Below are 20352 nucleotides of genomic sequence, written 5' to 3'. Positions count from 1 at the left end.
GGACACTAGCGGTGCATGATCTAGCGCCAGATGATTTAGCGGCGCATGATCTTTTTGGACAACCAGTTGCCGAAGAACTGCGCGGCCTGCACCATCAGGATGATCACGGCAGTAGCAACCAGTGTGACCTCGTAGTTGAAGGCGCGGTGTCCGTAGACGATGGCGAAGTCACCCAAACCGCCGCCGCCGACGTAACCGGCCATGGCGGACATGTCGACAATCGCGATGAAGATGAAGGTGTAACCCAGGACCAATGGCCCCAGGGCTTCGGGGAGGATCACGCGGGTGATGATTCGCCACGGGCCAGCACCCATTGCGCGGGCAGCTTCGATAATGCCGGGATCGATCGCGACTAGGTTCTGTTCGACGATACGGGCGACGGCGAAGGTTGCGGCAATCCCCATCACAAATGCCGCGGATTCGCGGCCAATGGAGGAGCCGATCACTCCCACAGTCACTGGTTGTAGCAACGCCAGCAAAATGATGAAGGGGATTGGGCGGACGAAGTTCACCAGGATGTTTAGGACCGTGTAGAAGAATTTGTTCTGCAGGATCCCGCCTTCGCGGGTGGTGAATAAGAAAACGCCGGTGACTAGGCCGAGGATGCCGCCGACAGCCATGGCGAAAGCAACCATGACCACTGTGTCGACGATTGCGTCGGAAAACATGGGGCCCAGGCGGTCCCAGTTGGTATCAGCTGCGGAAATCATCGCTTAATCTCCTCAATGTGGGTGCGCTGGGATAAGGTGCGGTAGAACTCATCGATGGTGTCATCAGAGCCGTTGAGACGCACAGTCATTTTGCCAAAGGACTGCTGCTGCAGGGTGGTGACGCCACCGTGCACGATATTGATGGAACCACCGCCTGAACGCAGCGTGGCGGCGGCTTCAAAGAACCCGGAGTTTTCGGTCAGCTCGATGGTGAACAGGCGCCCGTCGTGGGCCAGTAGGTCATCGGCTTCAATAGAGTCCGGTTCATTGCGTAGGGCAGTAGCGACGAATCGCTTGGCGACGTCCGTTTTCGGTGCAGAAAAGATTTCGTAAATCTCGCCGTATTCCACGACGGAGCCGTTTTCCATCACCGCGACTTTGTCCGCGATGGAGCGCACGACTTCCATTTCGTGGGTAATCACCACGATGGTGATCCCGAATTCTTGGTTGACTTTCCGCAATACTTCCAAGATTTCTTGAGTAGTCTCTGGGTCGAGTGCGGAGGTGGCTTCGTCGGCAAGCAACAGCGACGGGTTTGTCGCCAGGGCGCGGGCAATGCCGACGCGCTGTTTTTGTCCGCCGGATAGCTGCTCGGGGTAGGAGTTGCCACGTTCGCCAAGACCGACGAATTCGAGTAGCTCTTGCACGCGTTTTTTGCGTTCGGCTTTTGCGATACCGGCGAGCTTCAGCGGGAACTCGATATTTGCGGCTGCGGTACGGGAATTAAAGAGGTTGAATTGCTGGAAGATCATCCCGATATTGCGGCGTAGTCCGCGCATTTTTGCTTCGGACATGCCGACGATCTCTGTGCCGTCGAGTTTTAGCGAACCGGAAGTTGGTGAATCTAGGCCGTTGATCAGGCGCACCAGGGTGGATTTACCTGCGCCGGAATAGCCGATGATGCCGATGACTTCACCGGACTCAACGGTCAAGGTGACATCGTCGACGGCGGTGACCTTCGCAGAGCCTTTCTTCTTGCTCGCGAAGACTTTCTCGACGTTGGTGAATTCGATGCGGGTGCCGCGGCGTTCGCCACTTCCGCTAGTAGGGCTTTGGCCCGAGTGTTTTACCACGAAAAAACCATCATTTCTTCTTAGACGGAAAACGCTTAGTCGCAGCTATGTTAGCCGTGACTAAGCGTATTTCGTTACTAGCCTGGTTAGAAATATTCGGATGAGTCCCGAATGTGCTCCGAATTAGCCCTGCTGTAGTTCCTCTTCCAGCTTGTCCAGGATCTCTTGCAGTTCTGCGCGTGGACGCTTGATTTGCACGGCGGTGCCGCCGGATTCTTCGCGTACAGCTTCTGCGACGCGCTCGTCGTGCCACAGTTCTGCCAGCTCGTTCAGTACAGCATCGTCGACGTTGTCGGCACGCACGGCCCATAGGTTGATGTACGGCTCGGCGCCTTCACCATTTGGATCATCTTCGAAGATGGCTTCCTTTGGATCAATGTTGGCCTTCTCCAGGAAGGAGTTGTTGATCACAGCAGGGCGGCCTTCGCCGTACAAGCGTGCGGTCTGGGCAGCGTCGATCGGGGTGACGGTGACCTTGGAAGCGTCTTTGTCGATATCAGCCGGGGTTGGGGTGTACTTGGAATCGCCGGTCAGCTTGATCAGGCCAGCTTCCTGTAGCAGCAACAGTGCACGACCCTGGTTCACGGTGTCGTTCGGGATGGCGATTTCTTCGCCTTCGATCTGGTCAACGTCGAGCTTTTCGGCGTCCTTCCAGTACAGGCCCAATGGGTAGATCTCTGTGGAAACTAGTGGCGCCAGGTCGTCGCCGGAGCCAATGTTGTGCTGTGCCAAGTACATCAGGTGCTGGAATTTGTTGGTATCCAGTTCACCCTGGGTTAGCGCTGGGTTTGGGGTGGAATATTCCGCGAAGTTGCGCAGATCGATGTTGAAGCCGTGCTCTTCTGCGACTTCTTCGAATACTGCCCACGATGGCATCGAAGCATCGGTGGTGCCGATAACGATGGTGTCGTCTTTGGAGTATCCGCCTTCACCGTTAGCGGAATTGGCGGAGTCATCGCTGGAGCAGGCAACCAGGGTGGCTGCGGTCAGTGCAGCGGTGCTGCCTGCAATAATACGGCGGATCTTCATAGGGTGTGGGGTCCTTTCATGGGAGTTTCCAGCATGCAGTTTTGGCCCTTGGTGCATGCGGATGCAATGACGTGGAATCTAGCAGACGCTATACAGCTTTGTCTACATTTTTGTTCAACTGCTGCTGTTTAAGGGGGCGTAGATTTTGCTTTGTTCGAAAATGTATACGCACCCGTGCGGCTTTCTGTGTAGGGTTGCACTCATGAATTTCAATGGTGGTGCGGGCCTGCCGTGGTCCCGTTTGGAAAGGATCTTATCTGGGCATCCAGTGCCTGCCCCCGTATTGCTGCCCGCACGTGCTGATATTGTCTCTAACTCGCAAGATTCTGCAGGGTATAAGCTTGCCGACGGCCCAGCCTTTGCGGAATTAACTGCGGTGAGCTCCTATAGCTTCCTTGTGGGAGCTTCGGATCCAGAAGCCCTGGTGGAACGTGCCTGTCAACTGGGCTTGACCGCGTTGGGTATCTGCGATCACGACGGCTTTTATGGTTCCATCGTCTTTGCGGAAGCTGCAGCTAAAGCTGGTTTGCCGACCATTTTTGGTGCTCGGCTGAGTCTGGATCATGGCAGTCTTACCGTCCTGGTGCGCACCCCGGAAGGCTACCGTCTGTTGTCTCGGGTGATGGCGGCTGCGCATATGGCTAGTGATGATCGGCGCCCGCGGTATCCAAGCTTGGAATCTTTGGCCGAGCAATTGGCCGGGCAATGCTATATTCTCGTGGATTATTCTTGGCTTAGTATGCTCGATACCTTGATCGAATGCTTCGGAATAGACAGCTTGGTTCTACACTATGAATCTAAGTTATTACCGGAAGACGCTGATCACTTTGCTGCTTTGGATTCCGCTGCTGCGGCGGTGAAAACTGCAGAATCTGAGAATTTGGTGCAAGTAGCTGCCGCACAAGGTCTTAAAACACGTGGAACTAACGGGGAAACTACGTGGAGAAGGCCGCGCCTTCGTGCCATCATTAGCGCCAGCCCACATGCTGCTACCCGTAAGGAAACTCGTCTAGCTAGTGCGAAAGCCGCGTTGGCGCAGCGCGAATCACTGGACACCGCTAGTTGGCACACGCACCCGATGGGGGCGCAGTGGTTGCGTGATGGCCGTGGCATGCTGCGTTTAGCTCCGGGGCGGGAACAGCTGCTGCAAGAAACCGTCGATATTGCTGCAGAATGTGCTTTTAGTTGGGATATCGTGGCTCCGCGCTTACCGCATTTTGCTGTACCCGACGGAGAAACTGAAATGAGCTGGCTAAGGCAGCTGACCTTTGAGCGGGCCCGGCAACGCTACCAGGCGTATCCGGAACAGGTCTATCAGAAAGCTAAAAACCAGATTGCGCATGAGCTCAGGGTTATCGAGAAACTCGGGTTTCCTGGCTATTTTTTGATCGTGATGGATATTGTTGATTTCTGTGTGAAACAGAACATCTTGGCCCAGGGCAGGGGGTCGGCAGCTAATTCCGTGGTGTGTTTTAGCCTGGGGATCACCAACGCGGAACCAATCAGTGCGCAGCTGCTATTCGAACGCTTCTTGTCGGCAGACCGTGATGGTCCACCAGATATTGACCTTGATATTGAATCCACTCGTAGGGAAGAAGTCATCCAATACGTCTATGCCACGTACGGGCGTGACCGTGCCGCGCAGGTGGCTAATGTGATTACCTACCGCCGGAAAGGTGCGGTTCGTGATGCTGCGCGGGCGTTGGGGTTCCCCCAAGGCACCGCAGATAGCTGGGCGCAAGGCAAAACAGAGCCTCCGGATAATGTGGTGGCTCTTTCCGAGCAATTCCTGGGACAACCACGCCATTTGGGGATTCATTCCGGGGGCATGGTTTTGTGCGACCGGCCAGTCACCGACGTGGTGCCCACGCAGTGGGCGGCGATGGAAGGCCGCAGCGTCGTGCAATGGGACAAAGACAGCTGCGCGGGCGCAGGCTTGGTGAAATTCGACTTGCTGGGGCTGGGCATGCTGGAAGCTTTGCACCACATGATTGACCTGGTGCAGGAACAACACGGGCATACCGTGAATCTTTGGGAAATCGATTTAGCAGACCACAATGTTTATGACATGCTGTGCCGGGCTGATGCCGTGGGCGTATTTCAGGTGGAATCACGTGCGCAATTGAACACCCTGCCGCGGTTAAAACCTCGCTGTTTTTTCGATTTGGTGGTGGAAGTCGCACTGATCCGCCCTGGGCCGATCCAAGGCGGTTCCGTGCACCCGTACTTACGACGGCGGGATGGCCTGGAAAAGATCACCTATGACCACCCGGTGCTGGAAAAAGCTTTGGCGAAAACCCTGGGAATTCCATTATTTCAGGAACAATTAATGCATATCGCGGTTGATGCCGCAGGTTTTAGTGGCACAGAAGCCGATGATCTCCGCCGGGCGATGGGATCGAAGCGCTCACCTGAGCGCATGGCCGCGCTGCAAGAACGCTTTTTGCGCGGATGTTGGGAAACCAACCAGATCGAGGCAGAAATAGCCTATAAGCTGTGGTCAAAGATCGTAGCCTTTGCAGCTTATGGGTTTCCGGAATCGCATTCGCAGTCTTTTGCCTCACTGGTGTTTTTCTCTGCCTGGTTCAAGTGCTACTATCCGGCAGAATTTTGTGTGGGGCTGCTGCGCGCCCAGCCGATGGGTTTTTATTCTCCGCAGTCGCTGATTCAGGATGCCCGCCGCCACGGGGTGCAGATCCTGCCAGTTTCGGTGTTGGATTCGCAGGTAGAAGCCAGCGTGACCAGCGGGGCCATCCGTTTGGGGCTTGGTTCTGTGAAAGGCTTGTCGACGTCTACCGCCGAAGCTATCGTCACCGCGCAACCCGCGTTGTCTCGACAGTCTTCGGTAGCCGATCTGGTGCGCCGAACCGGGGCATCAGTACGCGAGGTCGAAGCACTCGCCCGCGCTGGGGCATTGGAAATACTCGGGCTGGATCGTCGGCAAGCGCAATGGGTGGCTGGTGTGGCTGCTACCGAACAGCCGGGTATGTTGCCGGGGCTTTCGGCGATTGCTGCACCGGCGCTTCCCGGAATGAGTGGTTTTGAAATGCTGGTGGCAGATCTTGCCAGCACCGGAGTAACCCCGGATACCCAGCCGATGGAGTTGCTGCGGCATGCGTTGGCAGGCCAACAGGTGCTTCGTGCTGCGGACTTGTTGCGGGTTACGGATGGTAAACGTATCCGTGTGGCAGGCATGATTACCCACCGGCAGCGCCCGAATACCGCTAGCGGGTCGACGTTTCTGGGAATGGAAGATGAAACCGGGCTGATTAACGTTATTGTTTCGCCGGGGTTGTGGAAGAGGCAGAAAAGACTAGCGCGCACCGCCAGAGCTTTGGTGGTGCGCGGGATAGTGCAAAACGCCAGCGGGGCAGCCACCGTGGTGGCCGACCGGCTGGAACCCCTAGAAATCAGTGAGTTGCTTGCGGTGCGCTCGCGGGATTTTCAGTAGCTGAGCTTATGCAGCCGAGCTGTACTTATGCAGTGAAAGCCTAGATCATGCAGCCGGGTCGAGCGCATCAGTTGAGCTTATTTGCTGTCTGCATCCAGCATTTCTAGCAGCTCTTCAATGACATCAAGGGCGTGCATTGCGGAGTAATAAGCGCCTTCATGGGTCTGCTCATCAGAGCGGACCACGGCTTCGTTCTTCACCGCTGGAATCTTGCCGAACTGTGCATTCGACTGCAGCGATTGCCAAACGGACTTCTCGTTGACCAGGGCCACCAAGGCGTCGACGTCGGCAAGCTCATCGCCAATCTCATCGACAGAGTACTTGCCAGTGACACCCTCCAGGGCTTCGTTGAATGCCTTCGAAGGTTCCGCGCCGAGGTCCTGCAGCATCTGCGAGAGCAAACGGGTTCCGTTGATGACGAACTCTTCGCCGTCGTAGCTGACCGGGGCGAACTTGTTGTCCGCCAGGACCTTGGCGTACTTATCCGACAGCTTGCCGACGCGTTTCTCATAATCGGCAATCAGGCTGCCACCCTCTTTTTCAGTACCGGTGGCAGACGCAACCAGCATCAGATCATCTTGCCAGGTAGCGGTGGAAAAATCACCGATTGGCAGAACCGGGGCGATCTCTTTGAGTTCGTCGTGGATCGGGGTGACATCCTGGACCGCACCGATGATTAGGTCCGGGTCGGCTTTTTTAACAGCGTCGATGTCTACTTCTTCATCACCAGCGGTGTACAGCGTTTCTGCGCCATCTTCGTCGGCTTGTTTGATTTCTGCAGCCAATGGCGAATCCAAATCAAACGCCTCTGGTGCCTTCGGATAACCGGTGACCGGCAGCTCCAAAGATAGAGCAATATCGAGGTCGCGGCTGCCAGTCAGCACCACGACGGATTTCACATCGGCAGGTACTTCTACCTCGCCGAGTTCGGTATCCACAGTGCGGGATTCGCCATCCTTGTTGGCGGTTTTCTCGGCGTCCGAAGCAACCGAGGATGCGGTGCTTGCTGCTTCCGAGGCTGCGTCTTTGACAGAATCAGCGGCTTCGTCAGCAGAAGAGCACGCGCTCAGGGTCAAGGCAGCAGCTACACATAGCGGAACAATCTTTTTCATAATTATTACGTTAGCAAAAAATCTGCTGCCAAAACTCTAGGAATTACATCTTGGATTCGATGTAGGTTACGTGGGTTTCGACGAATTCCATGATGCCGTGCTTGCCATCGGCACCGCCGATACCAGAGTTGCGACGGCCAGCGTGGAAGCCCTGCATTGCTTCGAAGTTTTCGCGGTTGATGTAGGTCTCGCCGTAGAGCAGCTCGCGAGCAGCCTTGTGGGCTTTGTGCACGTTCTCGGTATATACCGATGAGGTCAAGCCGTATTCCGAGCTGTTCGCGAACTCAATGGCCTCATCCAAATCCTTGACGGTAACCACCGGTAGAACAGGACCGAAGACTTCTTCGCGGGTAATCGCAGCGCCTTTTTCTACGCCGTCCAACAGCGTTGGCTGGTAGAAGAAGCCTTTGCCTTTATCCTCAGCAGCGGCACCGCCACACACCACCTGGGCGCCGGCGTCGACGGCGGCTTGCACCATTTCGCTGACATTCGTCAATCCGGCCTGGTTGATCAGTGGGCCCATGTCCAGCTCGTCCTCGGTGGAAGTATCACCGTAGCGGGTGGACTCGAATTTGTCCTTCAGCTTGGCGACGAGCTCATCATGCACGGCTTCTTCCACGAGCACGACTTCCGCGCAGTTGCAGACCTGGCCGGTGTTGATCACGCGTGAGTTCCAGATGGCGGTGGCTGCCAGGTCCAGGTCGGCGTCGGCAAGCACGATCGCTGGTGCCTTACCGCCGAGTTCTAGGTTGACGCGGGTGAGGTTTTCCGCAGCAGCTGCCATGATTTTCTTGCCGGTTGCTACCGATCCCGTCATCGAGATCATGTCGACGTCTTTGTGGCGGGTCAATGCATCACCCACGACAGATCCGCGGCCACCGACCATGTTGAATACGCCCTTAGGCAGGCCGATGCCGTCGACCAGTTTGGCGAACTCGAAGGCGTTGATGGGGGTTTCGTCTGAAGGCTTGATGACGATCGTGTTGCCGGTGACCAGGGCCGGCGCCATTTTGCGCACGATGAGGAAGAACGGGAAGTTCCATGGCAAGATGCCACCGACGACGCCAATGGGTTGGTAGGTCAGGAAAATGGACTCGTTTGGGCGATCCGATGGGATGACTTCGCCTTCAATGCGACGGGCAAAACCAGCCATGTAGTCGAGGTAATCGGCAGTGAAGCTGACCTCGACTTTGGCCAGGCCACGGGCTTTACCTTGCTCACGCACCAAGTAATCAGCGAAACGGTCGACGTGGTTGCGTAGTTCTGCTGCGATCTTGGTCAAATACCCGGCACGCTCAATGGCAGGTAGCTTTGCCCATTCCACCTGAGCGGTCTTGGCTGCTTGTACTGCCTGATCTACTGCTGCGGCATCGGAAGCTGGTGCCTGGGCGATGACCTCACCCGTCGACGGGTTGAGAACGTCGTGGAATTCGGCTGGGGCGACGAATTCGTTGTTGATGTAGTTCTGGTAGCTGGACATGAAAACTCCTTGGTTGGTGTAACTACTGGGTTAGTTGCACTACTGCGTTAGCTGCGAGCAGTGTCAATGAGTCGAGCAATTTCTTCCTGCTGTGCTCTTGTTAGCTCGATATATGGCTCATGCGTGGCGGTGCTGAAATCTGCGCCGCTGGCATAACGCACAGCGTGTTTTATGGTGTGGATGAAGTGATCACCTACCTCGTAGACAGACATCAGAGCAGCAATCTTTTCCGCATTCTGTGCTGCAGCGGCTAAATCGCCAGACTCATATGCGCGGTGCATGTCGCCGAAAATCTCCGGAACGACATTGGTGAGTCCACACAAAACGCCCTGGCCCCCTGCGATGCGGTTGGGGAAATAGTACTCGTCGAAACCGGAAAGCACGGAAAAACTATCTGGGGTATCTCGGATTACCCGTCTAGTGTGGGCTGCGGAATCCACGGTGTCTTTTACCCCGACGATATTTGGGTGTGCCTGTGCAATCCGGCTGATAAGTTCCGCCGAAAGATCATTGCCTGTGCGGTCGGGGAAGTTGTACAGCACGATGGGCAACTCAGAAGCGTCGGCAAGCTCAGTGAAATATTGCACTGCAAGTTCATCGCTGGGGCCAAAATAATATGGGCTGACGACAACTGCAGCATCGGCCCCATGTTTCAGACCATGGGCATTGAGTTCTTTGACTTCTTCTATTCGGGCGCTGCCCGAGCCAATAAAGAAATGCATGCGGCCTTGGACAACCTGGCTAACAAATTCGATAGCCTGCTTCTTTTGTTCCGTGCTCAACGCATAGAACTCACCGATGCTGCCGAAGATTAAAACACCGGAAATGCCTCCGGAAATCAGTCGCTCGAGATGGGCTTCCCAAGCCTGAAAATCAATGCTGCCGTCGCTGTGAAATGGAGTTATTGACGGGCAGTAAACTCCTGTAAACATTTATTTTCCTTTCAAGTTATAAACGGAACGGGCAGTACTGGAAAACACATCAGGATCATCGCCAAACACTTTCCGTATTGCGGTGATATGCGTATGTAACTCGGTATAAATACCGATGACCGGCCAGTTTGATGCAAACATGAGTCTTTGCGGGCCGAAGATCTCGCCGAGAAACTCCAATAGCCGGTAGGCATCTGCTGTGGATTCGTAACTTAGCCCTGAGAGTTTGCAGTACACATTGGGGTGTTCGGCTAGAGCTCTCATATTGCTGGCAAACTCGCCATTGAGATTTTGGGCATTGCCGCAATGGTCAATAACAACGCGGGTATTTGCACAATCTGCATAGGCTGTCGAGAAATCTCCTAATTCCGGGGTGCGCATGCAGAGATCGAAAACCTTTGCTTGGCTAGATAAGTTCCTGCAACCCGCGGCGAAGCTGCTTTCTAAGCAGCGGCCTCGGGGTACGTTATCGTTATGCAACACTTCCCGCACTCCGGCGGCACCTAGAGTAACTTGCAAATCTTTGTGTAAATAAGCATGCGTAACGAAGCCTTTTAGTAACGGTTCCTGCTGCATTAAAGATGTAATGCGAGCGTCTTCGTCAACAGGATCAGCGACGTCGGCTTCCACATGCAGTGCACCGACTAGTTCGACGTCCTCCAGACCTTTGTCGTGCAGGTTGTTGTAAGCCTGCTTAAGGTCAGAAAAACTGAAAGACCTATGCAACATGGAATCTACGCCCTGCAGCCAGTCGAGCTGTTGGGCTGCAAGATCCCACACATGAATGTGAGAATCGAAAATCTTCAGATTAGTCATTTCCCGTACCGTTTTCGCGATTACAGCTGTCGTTGCAACCTGCTTTACAAAGCCCGGTCTAAGTGCACGTAGCCACCATCCGGATGGATCCACTGGCCGGTAGTGTGCGAAGACCGGTCCGACAGTAAGAACACTGCTGTATCAGCGAGCTCTTCGACCGTGGTCATGCGGTTGTGCAGGGGAATTTCGTTGGTGATGAGCTGTAGACGCTTCTGTTGAGCCTCTTCATCGCCAAAAGATTTAATCCACTTTTCGTACAAAGGGGTCCATGCTTCTGCGACGACGAGTGCGTTCACGCGCACCCCATGGGGAGCTAATGCAGCAGCCCATTCACGGGTCAGGCCTAGGATGGCACCTTTAGCGGCTGCGTAGGCTGAGGTTTTTCCTTGGCCGGTCAGCGCGGTTTTCGAGCCGATATTGAGAATGGCTCCGGCAGATTCTTGCAGGTATCTTTGAGCTGCGTGAACGGTCTCGTAGTAATGCGTGAGATTGCTATGCAAAGATTGTTCAAACTCACGCCAGGAAGTTTCTTCGAGCGCTTTATTATCGTTGGCACCCGCATTGTTTACGATGCCGTCGATATGCCCATAACGCTGGTAGGCATCATCGATAATGCCTGCTATGTCGTCGGTGTTATTCAGATCAATCTCGTAGGCAGCGTAATCTGCCGTGAGATTTTCGATTTCGGTTCTGTATTCGTCGTTGAGGGGAGTGCGATCAAGGATGACCGGAACCGCACCTTCGCGCGCGAGCGCAAATACGATTGCCTTGCCGATTCCGCCCATGCCACCGGTGACGACGAAAACTTTTTTGTCGAGGTGAAGGTCCATGCTGCACCATCCTTTGGTTCTATGGTGTGAAACCCTGTTTCATGTTTTTTCTCATAGTACCCCAAGAAAATGTGAGATGGAACCCGCAATGTCAATTAGTGTGATCTAGCTGGAATATTTCGTCGTATGTGCACCCAAATTATGTGATATTTCGGCTGCGGCTTCGGTGATCAACGGCGCAAACCGTTCCACCTGCTTCAATGTGTTTTCCATTGCCAGGGAGGTGAGGGAAATCCCGTATGTAGCTTTCCCGGAGTGGTTGAAGATCGGTGCACCAATGCAGCGAATTCCGGGGACATTTTCTTCATCATCGAAGCTGTAGCCACGGGTGCGTACGACCGCGATTTCCTGGTCGAGGTCTTCTGGGGTGGTAATGGTGTTTGGGGTTAGTGCAGCGAGTCCTGCTTGCCTGATGGCGCTTTCTAGTTCTGACTTATCCATGCCGGCGAGTAGGCACTTTCCAATTGCAGTCGAGTGGAGTGGAAGGCGTTTGCCGATTGTGGATGGGATCTCGTAGGGGGTTGGGCCTTGGCGTTTGGCGACGTAAATTGCCTCATTGACGTTGAGCGCACCAACGTGCACGGTGTATCCAGTTTCTTCGGCAAGCTGTGTCAGTACTGGGTTGGCAACTTCGGAAATGTCAATCGAATTAAACGCTCGGCTGGCGAGGCGAAGTGAGGTGACACCAGGCGCATAAGTCCCATCATTTGCGAGGTAGACAAATTCGTAGTCAAGTAGCGTTTGCAGGATTCGGTGCACCGTAGCCTTGGCGAATCCGGTAGCTGTGACGATGTCTGAAAAGCGTTCGTGCTCAATGGCGGCTTGTAAAACAAGCAACGTTTTGTCGGCGGCAGTGAGGCGAGCGTTCGGCGCAGTCATTATTGGGGGTGCTCCTCGCGGATATTGGCAGGCATGGGGTGAAAATTACTTCATCAGTAGCTGGGCTAATGCCTATTGTCGCACGATTGTTATGGGTGGTTTGTGTGTGAGGTTGAACGTAATTTGTACAACCCCTTGCGTATGTTCGTGACTTGAACTACATTCCTAACTACACAATTTAGGAACTAGGTTCTGCCATGTGAAACTTCACGCTTCATGGTGCGCGCAGAGCCATCCGGTAAGGAGGGCACAATTGTCCAGAATCACGCAGATAAAAACCTACGATTTTAGATTTCCAACCTCGCAGTCACTCTCCGGCTCTGACGCGATGAACCCCGACCCGGATTATTCTTCTGCGTACGTAGAAATTTCGACGGACGCAGACGACGGGCATACTGGTATCGGCTTCGTTTTCACCATCGGACGTGGTAACGACGTCGTGTGTAAAGCTATTGAGTCGCTTAGCCAACGATTTATTGGGCAAGAGATAGAACCATACCTCGACAATATGAAGCGTGCCTGGGATGACCTGGTGCATGATTCCCAACTGCGCTGGCTGGGCCCAGAAAAAGGCGTCGAGCATATGGCTATCGGTGCAGTGCTGAATGCGTTCTGGGACCTGAAAGCTAAACGTGCAGAGGTGCCACTCTGGCGGTTATTAGCGGAGATGGATCCAGCCGACTTGGTGGCGACTCTCGATTTCCGGTATCTCACGGATGCTTTAACTCCAGAAGAAGCTATCTCTTTCCTAAAAGATGGTAAAAGAGGCCAGCAAGAGCGAATCGATAATCTTTTGGCTCACGGCTACCCGGGATATTCCACGGCGGCCGGATGGCTGGGCTATTCCGATGACAAGATGGTCAGATTGGCGAAAACGGAAAGCCAGGACAAAGGCTTCCAGCTGATCAAACTCAAAGTCGGCCAGAACCTTGATGACGATTTGCGTCGGTTGGCCCTAGCCAGGGAAGCAATCGGTCCCAACGTTCGCTTGGCAGTGGACGCCAATCAGGTATGGGACGTCCCACAGGCAATTGATTGGATTAAACAATTCCACGAATTCGATCTCGCGTTTGTGGAAGAACCGACCAGCCCTGATGATGTGCTCGGGCACGCTGCGATTGCCCGCGCCGTGGACCCAATCCCCGTAGCAACCGGCGAGCAGATGCAATCCCGAATCCTCTATAAGCAATTTTTGCAGGCTAATGCCTTCGGAATTATGCAGGTAGATGCTACCCGGGTGGCGGGGCCACAAGAACTCCTCATCGAGTATTTGCTGGCACATAAATTTAACAAGCCTGTGGTGCCGCATGCTGGCGGCGTCGGCTTGTGCGAGGCCGTGCAACATTTTGCGATGTTCGATTATCTGTCAGTGTCATGCACATTGGAAAACCGGCTGATCGAATATGTCGATAACCAACACGAGCATTTCGTGGACCCGGTCGTGATCAAAAACGGTAACTACATGCCGCCACTGTTACCGGGAAACAGTTGTGAAATGACTCTGGCCAGCACAGAGAAATATCTTTACACGCCTGGTGCCTAACAGGATAAATCGCCACCACCCAGAGCCACTACCCAAGGCCTAAGCCTTCATTTTCTAAGGATGCGATATGAATGGAAAATCAAATCTGAACCCAGCGAATAGCGCGGGAACAGAAGCTACAGGAACGCAAAAATCTACTGGAACGAAGAAAAACGAATCCGGTGGATTCCTTTACCCAGGGTTGCTGCTTCCCTTCGTCCTGATCGTTTCGTGTTTCGCGGCGTGGGGAATTTCGACTGACCTCACCGCTCCAATGGTTAACGTGTTCAGCTCGGTTTTCGATATGAACGCGTTTCAATCAGCTCTCGTACAGTTTGCATACTTCGGGGCATATTTCTTACTTGCCATCCCGGCAGCCATAATCAATACCAAGCTGGGATTCAAAGGCGGAGTTGTCCTGGGCATGAGCATGGCAGCACTGGGCGCCTTCATGTTCTTCCCTGCGTCACAAATTATGACCTACGGGGTATTCCTTGCGGCACTGTTTATTCTTGCCGGTGGATTGTCGATTGTCGAAACTTCAGCGAATCCGTACGTAATGTCGCTGGGGCCGGAGAAGAATGCGACTCGACGCCTGAACTTTGCGCAGGCCTTCAACCCGATCGGTGCCAACATCGGCGTTTTGATGGCCACCCTGTTGGTAGCACCTCATATTCGTGAATCCGTCGACAAGTCCGGACTTAGCGAAGACCAGTTGCTCGAGCAAACCTCCCAGGAACTGGAAAAGGTGATGATTCCATACATCATCCTGGGCGTGTTGTACGTAGCGCTGGCGCTATCGATCTTCTTCGTTAAAGTTCCAAAGAACAAAGCGATGGAAGAAACCGACTTCTCTAATGTTCCGAAGGGCGTTGTTGGGCGCCTGTGGAACAACGGAACCTATCGTTTCGGCGTCGTCGCGCAGTTCTTTAATGTGGCGGCACAGACTTGTATCTGGACTTTCATTCCGTTTTATATCCAGTACACGCTCGATGCAGACCTAAAAACTGCTGGTTGGTGGCTGCAGATCTCACTCGTGTTCTTCTTGGTTGCCAGGTTCGTCATGGTCTGGTTGATGGGTAAAATCGAGGGTCGCTACCTGTTGACCATAATGTGTGGTCTAGGTGTGGTATTCACGATCATCGGCATCCTTTCCGGAAACGTCTTGGGCGCATTGTGCATTGTCGCTTTGTCCGCGTGCATTTCGCTGCTGTTCCCAACCATTTACGGAATTTCTTTGACTGGAGTGGGGCGCGATACCAAATTCGCTTCCTCGGGTCTGGTGATGGCGATCATTGGTGGTGCAATCGCGCCAATGATCCAAGGTGCAATCCAAGACGCGACTAACCCGCAAGTTGGTTTCACTTTCGTTCTGCTGTGCTTCATCGTTATCGGTGCCTTCGGCTTGTACGCCATCAAGCACCAGAAACCTGATGATATTGAGGCAGCACCAACGATGGGGAAGAAATAACAATGTTGCGCGGAATATCGCCCTTACTGACTCCCGAATTATTGTCAGCACTATCCGCAATGGGGCATGGTGACGAGATAACGCTTGCCGACGCCCATTATCCCCGGTTCGGTGATGGGCAGCGTGCCATCCGCATGGATGGACTAGGAATCCCTGCTTTGCTTGAGGCAATCATGCCTTTGTTTAAACTCGATCAATACGAGGATAAACAATATTTGCTCATGGCACCGGTAGCAGGTGATTCTGACGCTCCGGTCTGGGACAGCTATCGCAAGATAATTTCGGCGTATGACCCAGGTGCAGAACCAGAATTTTTAGAGCGGTTTCGCTTCTATGAGCGCGCACAAAGTTCGTATCTGACAGTCGTGACTGGTGAAACCGCCCAATACGGCAATATCATTTTGCGGAAAGGCGTAATTCTCGATTAAGTCACCCGGTAGGCTGGCTGCCATGTGCGCAACGTATGGGCTCGATTCGACCATGGAACTGCCGAATTACGAGCCGTTGTTTTAACCAGTGCAGTTCTAACCAGTGCAGCGGTGCCACTGGTTCCGTGTGACCACTAATGCAGCGCGCCGGGTCGCCGGGTTGTTTAGCAATGGGAATCGCTTTTGCTCAACCCCGCGCGTTCCCACGCATTCAAGAAGGCATCGGCTTCTTGTTCGCTAGTCACGGAAATGCGTACGCCTTCGTCGCCGTAACGGCGGATGATCACGCCTTCATCAAAGATGCGCTGTTCCACGTCTGCCGCATCCGCGCGTGGTAGCCACACGAAGTTGCCTTGCGACGGTGCCGCGCCGATAGCTTGTGCAATGCGATCACGTTGGCGCTTGGATTCTTCCACCCGCGGGCTAAAAGCTTCGCGGTGTGCCAGGGCAGCAATTGCTGCCTGTTCCGCCATTCCGGTCACGGCCAGTGGCAGTGCCACCAAGTTCATCGCTTTTGCCAATTCTGGCTGGGCAAAGCCGTAGCCAACCCGCATGCCGGCCAAACCGAAGGCCTTGGAAAAGGTCCGTGCGCCAATCAGGTTTGGGTAATCCTGAATTTCCTGCACTGCATCTGGGCGCTCCGGGTCATCGTTAAATTCCCAGTAAGCTTCGTCGATCAGCACCACAAGATCATCCGGGATCATATCCATGAACTCGCGGAATTCTGCGCGGCTAAAAGTCGTGCCGGTAGGGTTGTTCGGGTTGCACAAGATCACCAGTTTGGTCTTGTCCGTGATGGCTTTGGCACAGGCACGCAAATCGATGCTGTAGTCGTCGGCAAGCGGGACTGTGACTGGAACGGCGCCAGCCATGCGCACATACAGCGGGTAGGCCTCGAAGCTGCGCCAAGGAAAGACCACCTCATCGCCGGTATTACAGGTGATGCGGACGGCGCGTTGCACGATGGATGAAGCGCCAGGGCCAACGCAAAGATTGTCCTCGCTCAACCCAAGGTATTCCGCAAGCGCTGCTGTGAGCTCCGGGGACCTGAATTCGCCATAGCGGTTGCCATACTGCACAGCAGCGTGGATGGCATCTTGCACGAATGATGGTGGGGCGTAGTCGGCTTCGTTGGATGAGAGCTTTACTTTCCCCTCGGCGCTTTTGCCCGGGCGATAATACGGGAACTCGCCAAGATCTTTGCGCAGCATGTGGCTGACCTCCTAAAAATGCGGGGATGAAGAATTAGAACAGATCCCAGATGGTGATGAGCATAATGACCACACCGAGTCCAAGAACGAAATAGTTCGCTTTGTCCTTGCGGAAGTGCTTGTACACATCCAGGTTGCGGAACATATAGACCGGCAACAAGTAGACCATAAAGACCACGAAAACGCCGGCGACCAGAGATGCCAGGGTAACGATCGACGGGTTGAACACAGCGACCAGCGTCGTGGTCACGAAAGCGAAGACGTAGATGCCGATGAGCAGGTTGCGACGTGGAATGCGCTCGGCAGTTTTTGGTGCCACGGTTTTGAAGAGGTATTCGGTACCTTCCTCGCTGCCCAACAGGTGACCGAAGTACGACGAAACGATCGCACAGACCACAACCATTGGCGCAATCGCGGCCATGATGGGAGTTCCAGTGACGTTGGCGAAATAGGACAGCACCGGAATATTTTGTTCACGCGCCTCGCGCATACCGTCCGCGCCAAGAGCCAACACGCACGACCACACGAAGACCATGGTGAATACGACCAGCAGAATCGCGGTGTAGAATTCAATTTTGGACACACGCTTTTCCGTATTTTTGCCATATGCCGGTTGCATGTCAACGGACAGCTGTGAGAGTGCTGCCATATGGGAGAAAGCAAAGACCATCACCGGCAGGATCAGCAAAACACCCTTGACGACGGACAAGAAACCGCCGTCACCATATTCGAATTCCAAGAAGCTGGAAATATCCCAGCGTGGAATGAGGTAAATCGAGGTGATCGCTAGGAAACCGATCAGTGGGTAGACCAACATTTGCGCGAGCCACAGCATAGGTTTGCGGCCGAAGGCAAAACCGGCGGTCATCAAACCAACACACAGCGTCGCCAAGACCCAACGGTTAATGGAGGGCCCGCCCATTTGGTGCACGATGAAGCTATCGACGGCATTGGTGATGGAAACCCCGTAGATGAGCACAGTGGAAAATACTGAGATCCAGTACAGGATGGCGATGGCTACACCGCCACGCCGTCCCAGGTATTGCGTGCAGAGTTCTAAAACATCTTTGCCGTGGTCTTTTTCCGGTGCGCCGGAGACGATGCGTGCGTAGGTGCGGTGCGAATAATAGACCAGTGGAAATGCGATGATCGTGGCGAACAGCAGCGGGATGAAACCGAAAGAACCAGCGTTGATAGGCAAAAACAGAATGCCCGCGCCCACGGCGGTGCCGAACAACGTGATTACCCAGGTGGAAGTAGAACCGGCTGGCTCTGCCTTCTTCTTTTTCCGTTGCTTCGTGCTGGTGGGGCTAGCTTGGCTAACCCCGTCGGGGTGCACGCCGGTGTTGCTGGCGTTCTGGTTGTTTGTGCTCATAGCGGTTGCTTTCTTGTTTGAGCTGGGTACTGGGTGCTGGGTTCTAGTGGTTGGGTTCTAGTTGTTGAAGTCTAGTTATTGGGCGCTGTTTGTTGGCTGCTAGTTGTTTGGGTGACGAATTGTACTCGTCGTAATGCTACTCCTCAGTGTTTTGCCGAATGGTGGGGATGGAAAGTGCTTGGTCGGTAATCACGTTAATTAATGCCGGTTTCCCTTCACGCACCGCGGCCAGGGCGCGCTTGACTGCGCTGGTGGCGTCCTGGTCAGAGGTGACGGTTTCGCCATGCGCGCCGAAGGCCACGGCGGCGGCAGCGAAATCTGGGTTCGCCAGTTGCGTGCCGGACACTCGCTTAGGGTAGTGGTTGAGTTGGTGAGTGCGGATGGTGCCGAACTCCGCGTTGCTCATGACCACTACCAGAAAGGCCCCGCCGGCTTGCACCGCGGTGGCAAGTTCTTGCCCGTTCATCAGATATTCGCCGTCGCCAGCAATGGTGATGACGGTGCGTTCCGGGAACTGCAACGAGGCCGCGACGGCTGAGGGAATGGAATAGCCCATTGAACCGTTACGTACGCTGAGCTGCGAAGGATATGTTTCCGTGCGTAGGTAGCGCTGCGCCCACAAGCAATGGTTTCCCGCGCCAAAGGTGTACAACGCATCGTGTGGGGCCTGTTCCTGGATCGCGGCCATGATGGCTGCCATGTGCGCGGTGCCTTTTGCGGTGGCGGGCCAATCTTCTGGCTTACCGACGTGCGAGAACGCTAGGTGCTTGCGGTGGGCAGCGGTGAACCATTCGCGCTGTGTGGCGGTGATAGCAGCATCTGTGCTGTCGCTGGTGCCCGTGCTAGCTTCACTGCCAGCGGTGACCCGCTCTTCGGAGCCGATGCGCTTGGCCAGTTCCTCGGTAACCTGCGCGAACGCTTGCGGGCTGGCCAGAATGTGGTGGCTGACGGCCGCGGAATTCCCCAACAAAGTGGTATCGGTAGTGATTACGATATTTTTCGCGTCCAAGTTCTGGCGCAGTGTGTAGCCATCGGTAGGGACATCTGTGAGGACGGCGCCGAGTTCTACGACCAAGTCTGCTTCGCATAGCAATTCAGCGGCGGCATCGTTGCGGCCATAGCCCAACCAGCCGGCATTTGCTGGCGAGGAAAACGCGGTGCGGTCGCTGGCGCGCCAGTCGTGCACCACCGGGATCTGCTGTTGCTCAGCGAATTTTTGTACGGCTGCGCTGGTTTCCGGGGTCCAGTGCGCGCCACCGGCAAAGATCAGCGGTTTTTCTGCTGTTCGGAGCTCGGAAGCGAGGTAATCGAGGTTGGCATCGCTGAACGCGCCAGGGCTGGCAGGTAGAGGATTGCAGAGATCGCCGGTGAATTCTTGGTGTAGGACGTCTTCCGGTAGGCCGATGACCACCGGGCCGGGGCGGCCCTGGGTGGCTAGATGGAAGGCTTCGGCGACGACGCGGCTGGCGCGGGAGGCGTCGTCAAGCACATAAACGCGCTTTGCTTGGGTGCCGAACCACGCTTTGATGTCGAATTCCTGGAAGGATTCGCGGTCGCGGTCGTTGGTGGGTACCAGCCCTACGAACAGTACCAGGGGAGTAGCGTCCTGCCAGGCGGTGTGGATGCCGACGAACGCATTCGCGGCGCCCGGGCCGCGGGTGACCATGGCGACGCCGGGCTGTCCCGTGGCTTTGCCGTGGGCTTCTGCCATATAACAGGCGCCGCCTTCTTGGCGGCACACGATGGTGTCGATGGATGATTCGTAAAGACCATCCAGTACCGGAAGGAAGCTTTCGCCTGGTACCTGGAAGATTCGTGGGACGTCGTGGAGTTCAAGACTACGGGCGATTGCTGTGCCCACGTGGCCTACGCTCATGCTGTTACCTCGTGATGTAGCAGGGATATTAGTCAGCGACCATTCTAGCGATCTGAAGCAAATTGCCCTTGCGTGTAGAGACGATCGGCCTGCGTAGTTATGCCTGGTTTCTCCGTGTTTTCCGTGAGTTTTCTGCGGGGGTTTTGTGGGTTTTTGT

Annotated in this window: 16 protein-coding genes; 4 read left to right on the top strand and 12 right to left on the bottom strand. The window is 54.7% G+C overall.

Features of this window, described 5'->3' with window-relative positions:
- Window positions 1–35: 35 nt before the first annotated feature.
- From A5774_RS09710 to A5774_RS09700, 3 genes are all read right to left on the bottom strand, one after another.
- A complete protein-coding gene (locus A5774_RS09710; protein ID WP_021351924.1) occupies window positions 36–710 on the bottom strand; it encodes a methionine ABC transporter permease in 675 nt (224 codons plus the stop codon).
- Window positions 707–1783, bottom strand: a complete 1077-nt coding sequence (locus A5774_RS09705; protein ID WP_021351923.1) for a methionine ABC transporter ATP-binding protein — start codon at window positions 1781–1783, stop codon at window positions 707–709. Before A5774_RS09705 ends, A5774_RS09710 begins: the two co-directional genes overlap by 4 nt.
- 123 nt (window positions 1784–1906) lie before the next feature.
- Window positions 1907–2812, bottom strand: coding sequence for a MetQ/NlpA family ABC transporter substrate-binding protein (locus A5774_RS09700; RefSeq protein ID WP_021351922.1), 906 nt, complete (start codon window positions 2810–2812; stop codon window positions 1907–1909).
- A gap of 202 nt (window positions 2813–3014) precedes the next feature.
- Here A5774_RS09700 and A5774_RS09695 point away from each other — a divergent pair, with 202 nt between their 5' ends.
- Entirely contained in the window at window positions 3015–6263 is a 3249-nt protein-coding gene (locus tag A5774_RS09695) for an error-prone DNA polymerase (RefSeq protein WP_064834624.1), read from the top strand.
- 77 nt (window positions 6264–6340) lie between these two features.
- Here A5774_RS09695 and A5774_RS09690 read toward each other — a convergent pair whose 3' ends face one another.
- The 6 genes from A5774_RS09690 to A5774_RS09665 all read right to left on the bottom strand — a co-directional run bounded on the left by A5774_RS09690 (window position 6341) and on the right by A5774_RS09665 (window position 12312).
- Window positions 6341–7375 (bottom strand): ABC transporter substrate-binding protein, encoded by a 1035-nt coding sequence (locus tag A5774_RS09690; protein WP_021351920.1) that lies wholly within the window; start codon window positions 7373–7375, stop codon window positions 6341–6343.
- A 43-nt stretch (window positions 7376–7418) separates the two neighbouring features.
- A complete protein-coding gene (gene aldA / locus A5774_RS09685) occupies window positions 7419–8855 on the bottom strand; it encodes an aldehyde dehydrogenase (protein WP_064834622.1) in 1437 nt (478 codons plus the stop codon).
- Between the two features lie 47 nt (window positions 8856–8902).
- A complete protein-coding gene (locus tag A5774_RS09680; RefSeq protein ID WP_021351917.1) occupies window positions 8903–9787 on the bottom strand; it encodes a dihydrodipicolinate synthase family protein in 885 nt (294 codons plus the stop codon).
- On the bottom strand, window positions 9788–10603 hold the full coding sequence (locus tag A5774_RS09675; protein ID WP_021351916.1) for an amidohydrolase: 816 nt from the start codon (window positions 10601–10603) through the stop codon (window positions 9788–9790).
- A 44-nt stretch (window positions 10604–10647) separates the two neighbouring features.
- A complete protein-coding gene (locus A5774_RS09670; protein WP_027017548.1) occupies window positions 10648–11433 on the bottom strand; it encodes an SDR family oxidoreductase in 786 nt (261 codons plus the stop codon).
- 105 nt (window positions 11434–11538) lie between these two features.
- Window positions 11539–12312, bottom strand: a complete 774-nt coding sequence (locus tag A5774_RS09665) for an IclR family transcriptional regulator (RefSeq protein WP_064834620.1) — start codon at window positions 12310–12312, stop codon at window positions 11539–11541.
- A 328-nt stretch (window positions 12313–12640) separates the two neighbouring features.
- On the opposite strand from A5774_RS09665, the gene A5774_RS09660 reads away from it, so the two are divergent.
- From A5774_RS09660 to fucU, 3 genes are all read left to right on the top strand, one after another.
- Window positions 12641–13855 carry an enolase C-terminal domain-like protein gene (locus tag A5774_RS09660; RefSeq protein ID WP_197490284.1) on the top strand — a complete coding sequence of 405 codons (1215 nt, stop codon included), beginning with the start codon at window positions 12641–12643 and terminating at the stop codon, window positions 13853–13855.
- A 67-nt stretch (window positions 13856–13922) separates the two neighbouring features.
- On the top strand, window positions 13923–15305 hold the full coding sequence (fucP, locus tag A5774_RS09655) for an L-fucose:H+ symporter permease (protein WP_064834615.1): 1383 nt from the start codon (window positions 13923–13925) through the stop codon (window positions 15303–15305).
- 2 nt (window positions 15306–15307) lie between these two features.
- On the top strand, window positions 15308–15733 hold the full coding sequence (fucU, locus tag A5774_RS09650) for an L-fucose mutarotase (RefSeq protein ID WP_021351910.1): 426 nt from the start codon (window positions 15308–15310) through the stop codon (window positions 15731–15733).
- A gap of 164 nt (window positions 15734–15897) precedes the next feature.
- Here the strand turns inward: fucU and hisC are convergent, their stop codons facing one another.
- The 3 genes from hisC to A5774_RS09635 form a co-directional block, all read right to left on the bottom strand.
- Entirely contained in the window at window positions 15898–16944 is a 1047-nt protein-coding gene (gene hisC / locus A5774_RS09645) for a histidinol-phosphate transaminase (protein WP_064834613.1), read from the bottom strand.
- 34 nt (window positions 16945–16978) lie between these two features.
- On the bottom strand, window positions 16979–18319 hold the full coding sequence (locus tag A5774_RS09640) for an amino acid permease (RefSeq protein ID WP_027017552.1): 1341 nt from the start codon (window positions 18317–18319) through the stop codon (window positions 16979–16981).
- Between the two features lie 136 nt (window positions 18320–18455).
- Window positions 18456–20195 carry a thiamine pyrophosphate-dependent enzyme gene (locus A5774_RS09635; RefSeq protein ID WP_064834611.1) on the bottom strand — a complete coding sequence of 580 codons (1740 nt, stop codon included), beginning with the start codon at window positions 20193–20195 and terminating at the stop codon, window positions 18456–18458.
- Window positions 20196–20352 lie beyond the last annotated feature (157 nt).

Origin of the sequence: Corynebacterium sp. EPI-003-04-2554_SCH2473622 (assembly GCF_001665955.1) — a bacterium.
GTDB lineage: Bacteria > Actinomycetota > Actinomycetes > Mycobacteriales > Mycobacteriaceae > Corynebacterium > Corynebacterium pseudodiphtheriticum.
The sequence above is the reverse complement of the archived record's forward strand: the minus strand, read 5'-3'. Positions and strand labels throughout refer to the sequence as shown.

Excerpts from the sequence above, each read along its gene's own strand:
- A5774_RS09700 (WP_021351922.1), bottom strand. The coding sequence starts at position 2,812 with ATGAAGATCCGCCGTATTATTGCAGGCAGCACCGCTGCACTGACCGCA.
- aldA (WP_064834622.1), bottom strand. The coding sequence starts at position 8,855 with ATGTCCAGCTACCAGAACTACATCAACAACGAATTCGTCGCCCCAGCC.
- A5774_RS09675 (WP_021351916.1), bottom strand. The coding sequence starts at position 10,603 with ATGACTAATCTGAAGATTTTCGATTCTCACATTCATGTGTGGGATCTT.
- A5774_RS09680 (WP_021351917.1), bottom strand. The coding sequence starts at position 9,787 with ATGTTTACAGGAGTTTACTGCCCGTCAATAACTCCATTTCACAGCGAC.
- A5774_RS09635 (WP_064834611.1), bottom strand. The coding sequence starts at position 20,195 with ATGAGCGTAGGCCACGTGGGCACAGCAATCGCCCGTAGTCTTGAACTC.
- A5774_RS09670 (WP_027017548.1), bottom strand. The coding sequence starts at position 11,433 with ATGGACCTTCACCTCGACAAAAAAGTTTTCGTCGTCACCGGTGGCATG.
- A5774_RS09660 (WP_197490284.1), top strand. The coding sequence starts at position 12,641 with ATGAACCCCGACCCGGATTATTCTTCTGCGTACGTAGAAATTTCGACG.
- fucP (WP_064834615.1), top strand. The coding sequence starts at position 13,923 with ATGAATGGAAAATCAAATCTGAACCCAGCGAATAGCGCGGGAACAGAA.
- A5774_RS09640 (WP_027017552.1), bottom strand. The coding sequence starts at position 18,319 with ATGAGCACAAACAACCAGAACGCCAGCAACACCGGCGTGCACCCCGAC.
- hisC (WP_064834613.1), bottom strand. The coding sequence starts at position 16,944 with ATGCTGCGCAAAGATCTTGGCGAGTTCCCGTATTATCGCCCGGGCAAA.
- A5774_RS09695 (WP_064834624.1), top strand. The coding sequence starts at position 3,015 with ATGAATTTCAATGGTGGTGCGGGCCTGCCGTGGTCCCGTTTGGAAAGG.
- A5774_RS09690 (WP_021351920.1), bottom strand. The coding sequence starts at position 7,375 with ATGAAAAAGATTGTTCCGCTATGTGTAGCTGCTGCCTTGACCCTGAGC.
- fucU (WP_021351910.1), top strand. The coding sequence starts at position 15,308 with ATGTTGCGCGGAATATCGCCCTTACTGACTCCCGAATTATTGTCAGCA.
- A5774_RS09710 (WP_021351924.1), bottom strand. The coding sequence starts at position 710 with ATGATTTCCGCAGCTGATACCAACTGGGACCGCCTGGGCCCCATGTTT.
- A5774_RS09665 (WP_064834620.1), bottom strand. The coding sequence starts at position 12,312 with ATGACTGCGCCGAACGCTCGCCTCACTGCCGCCGACAAAACGTTGCTT.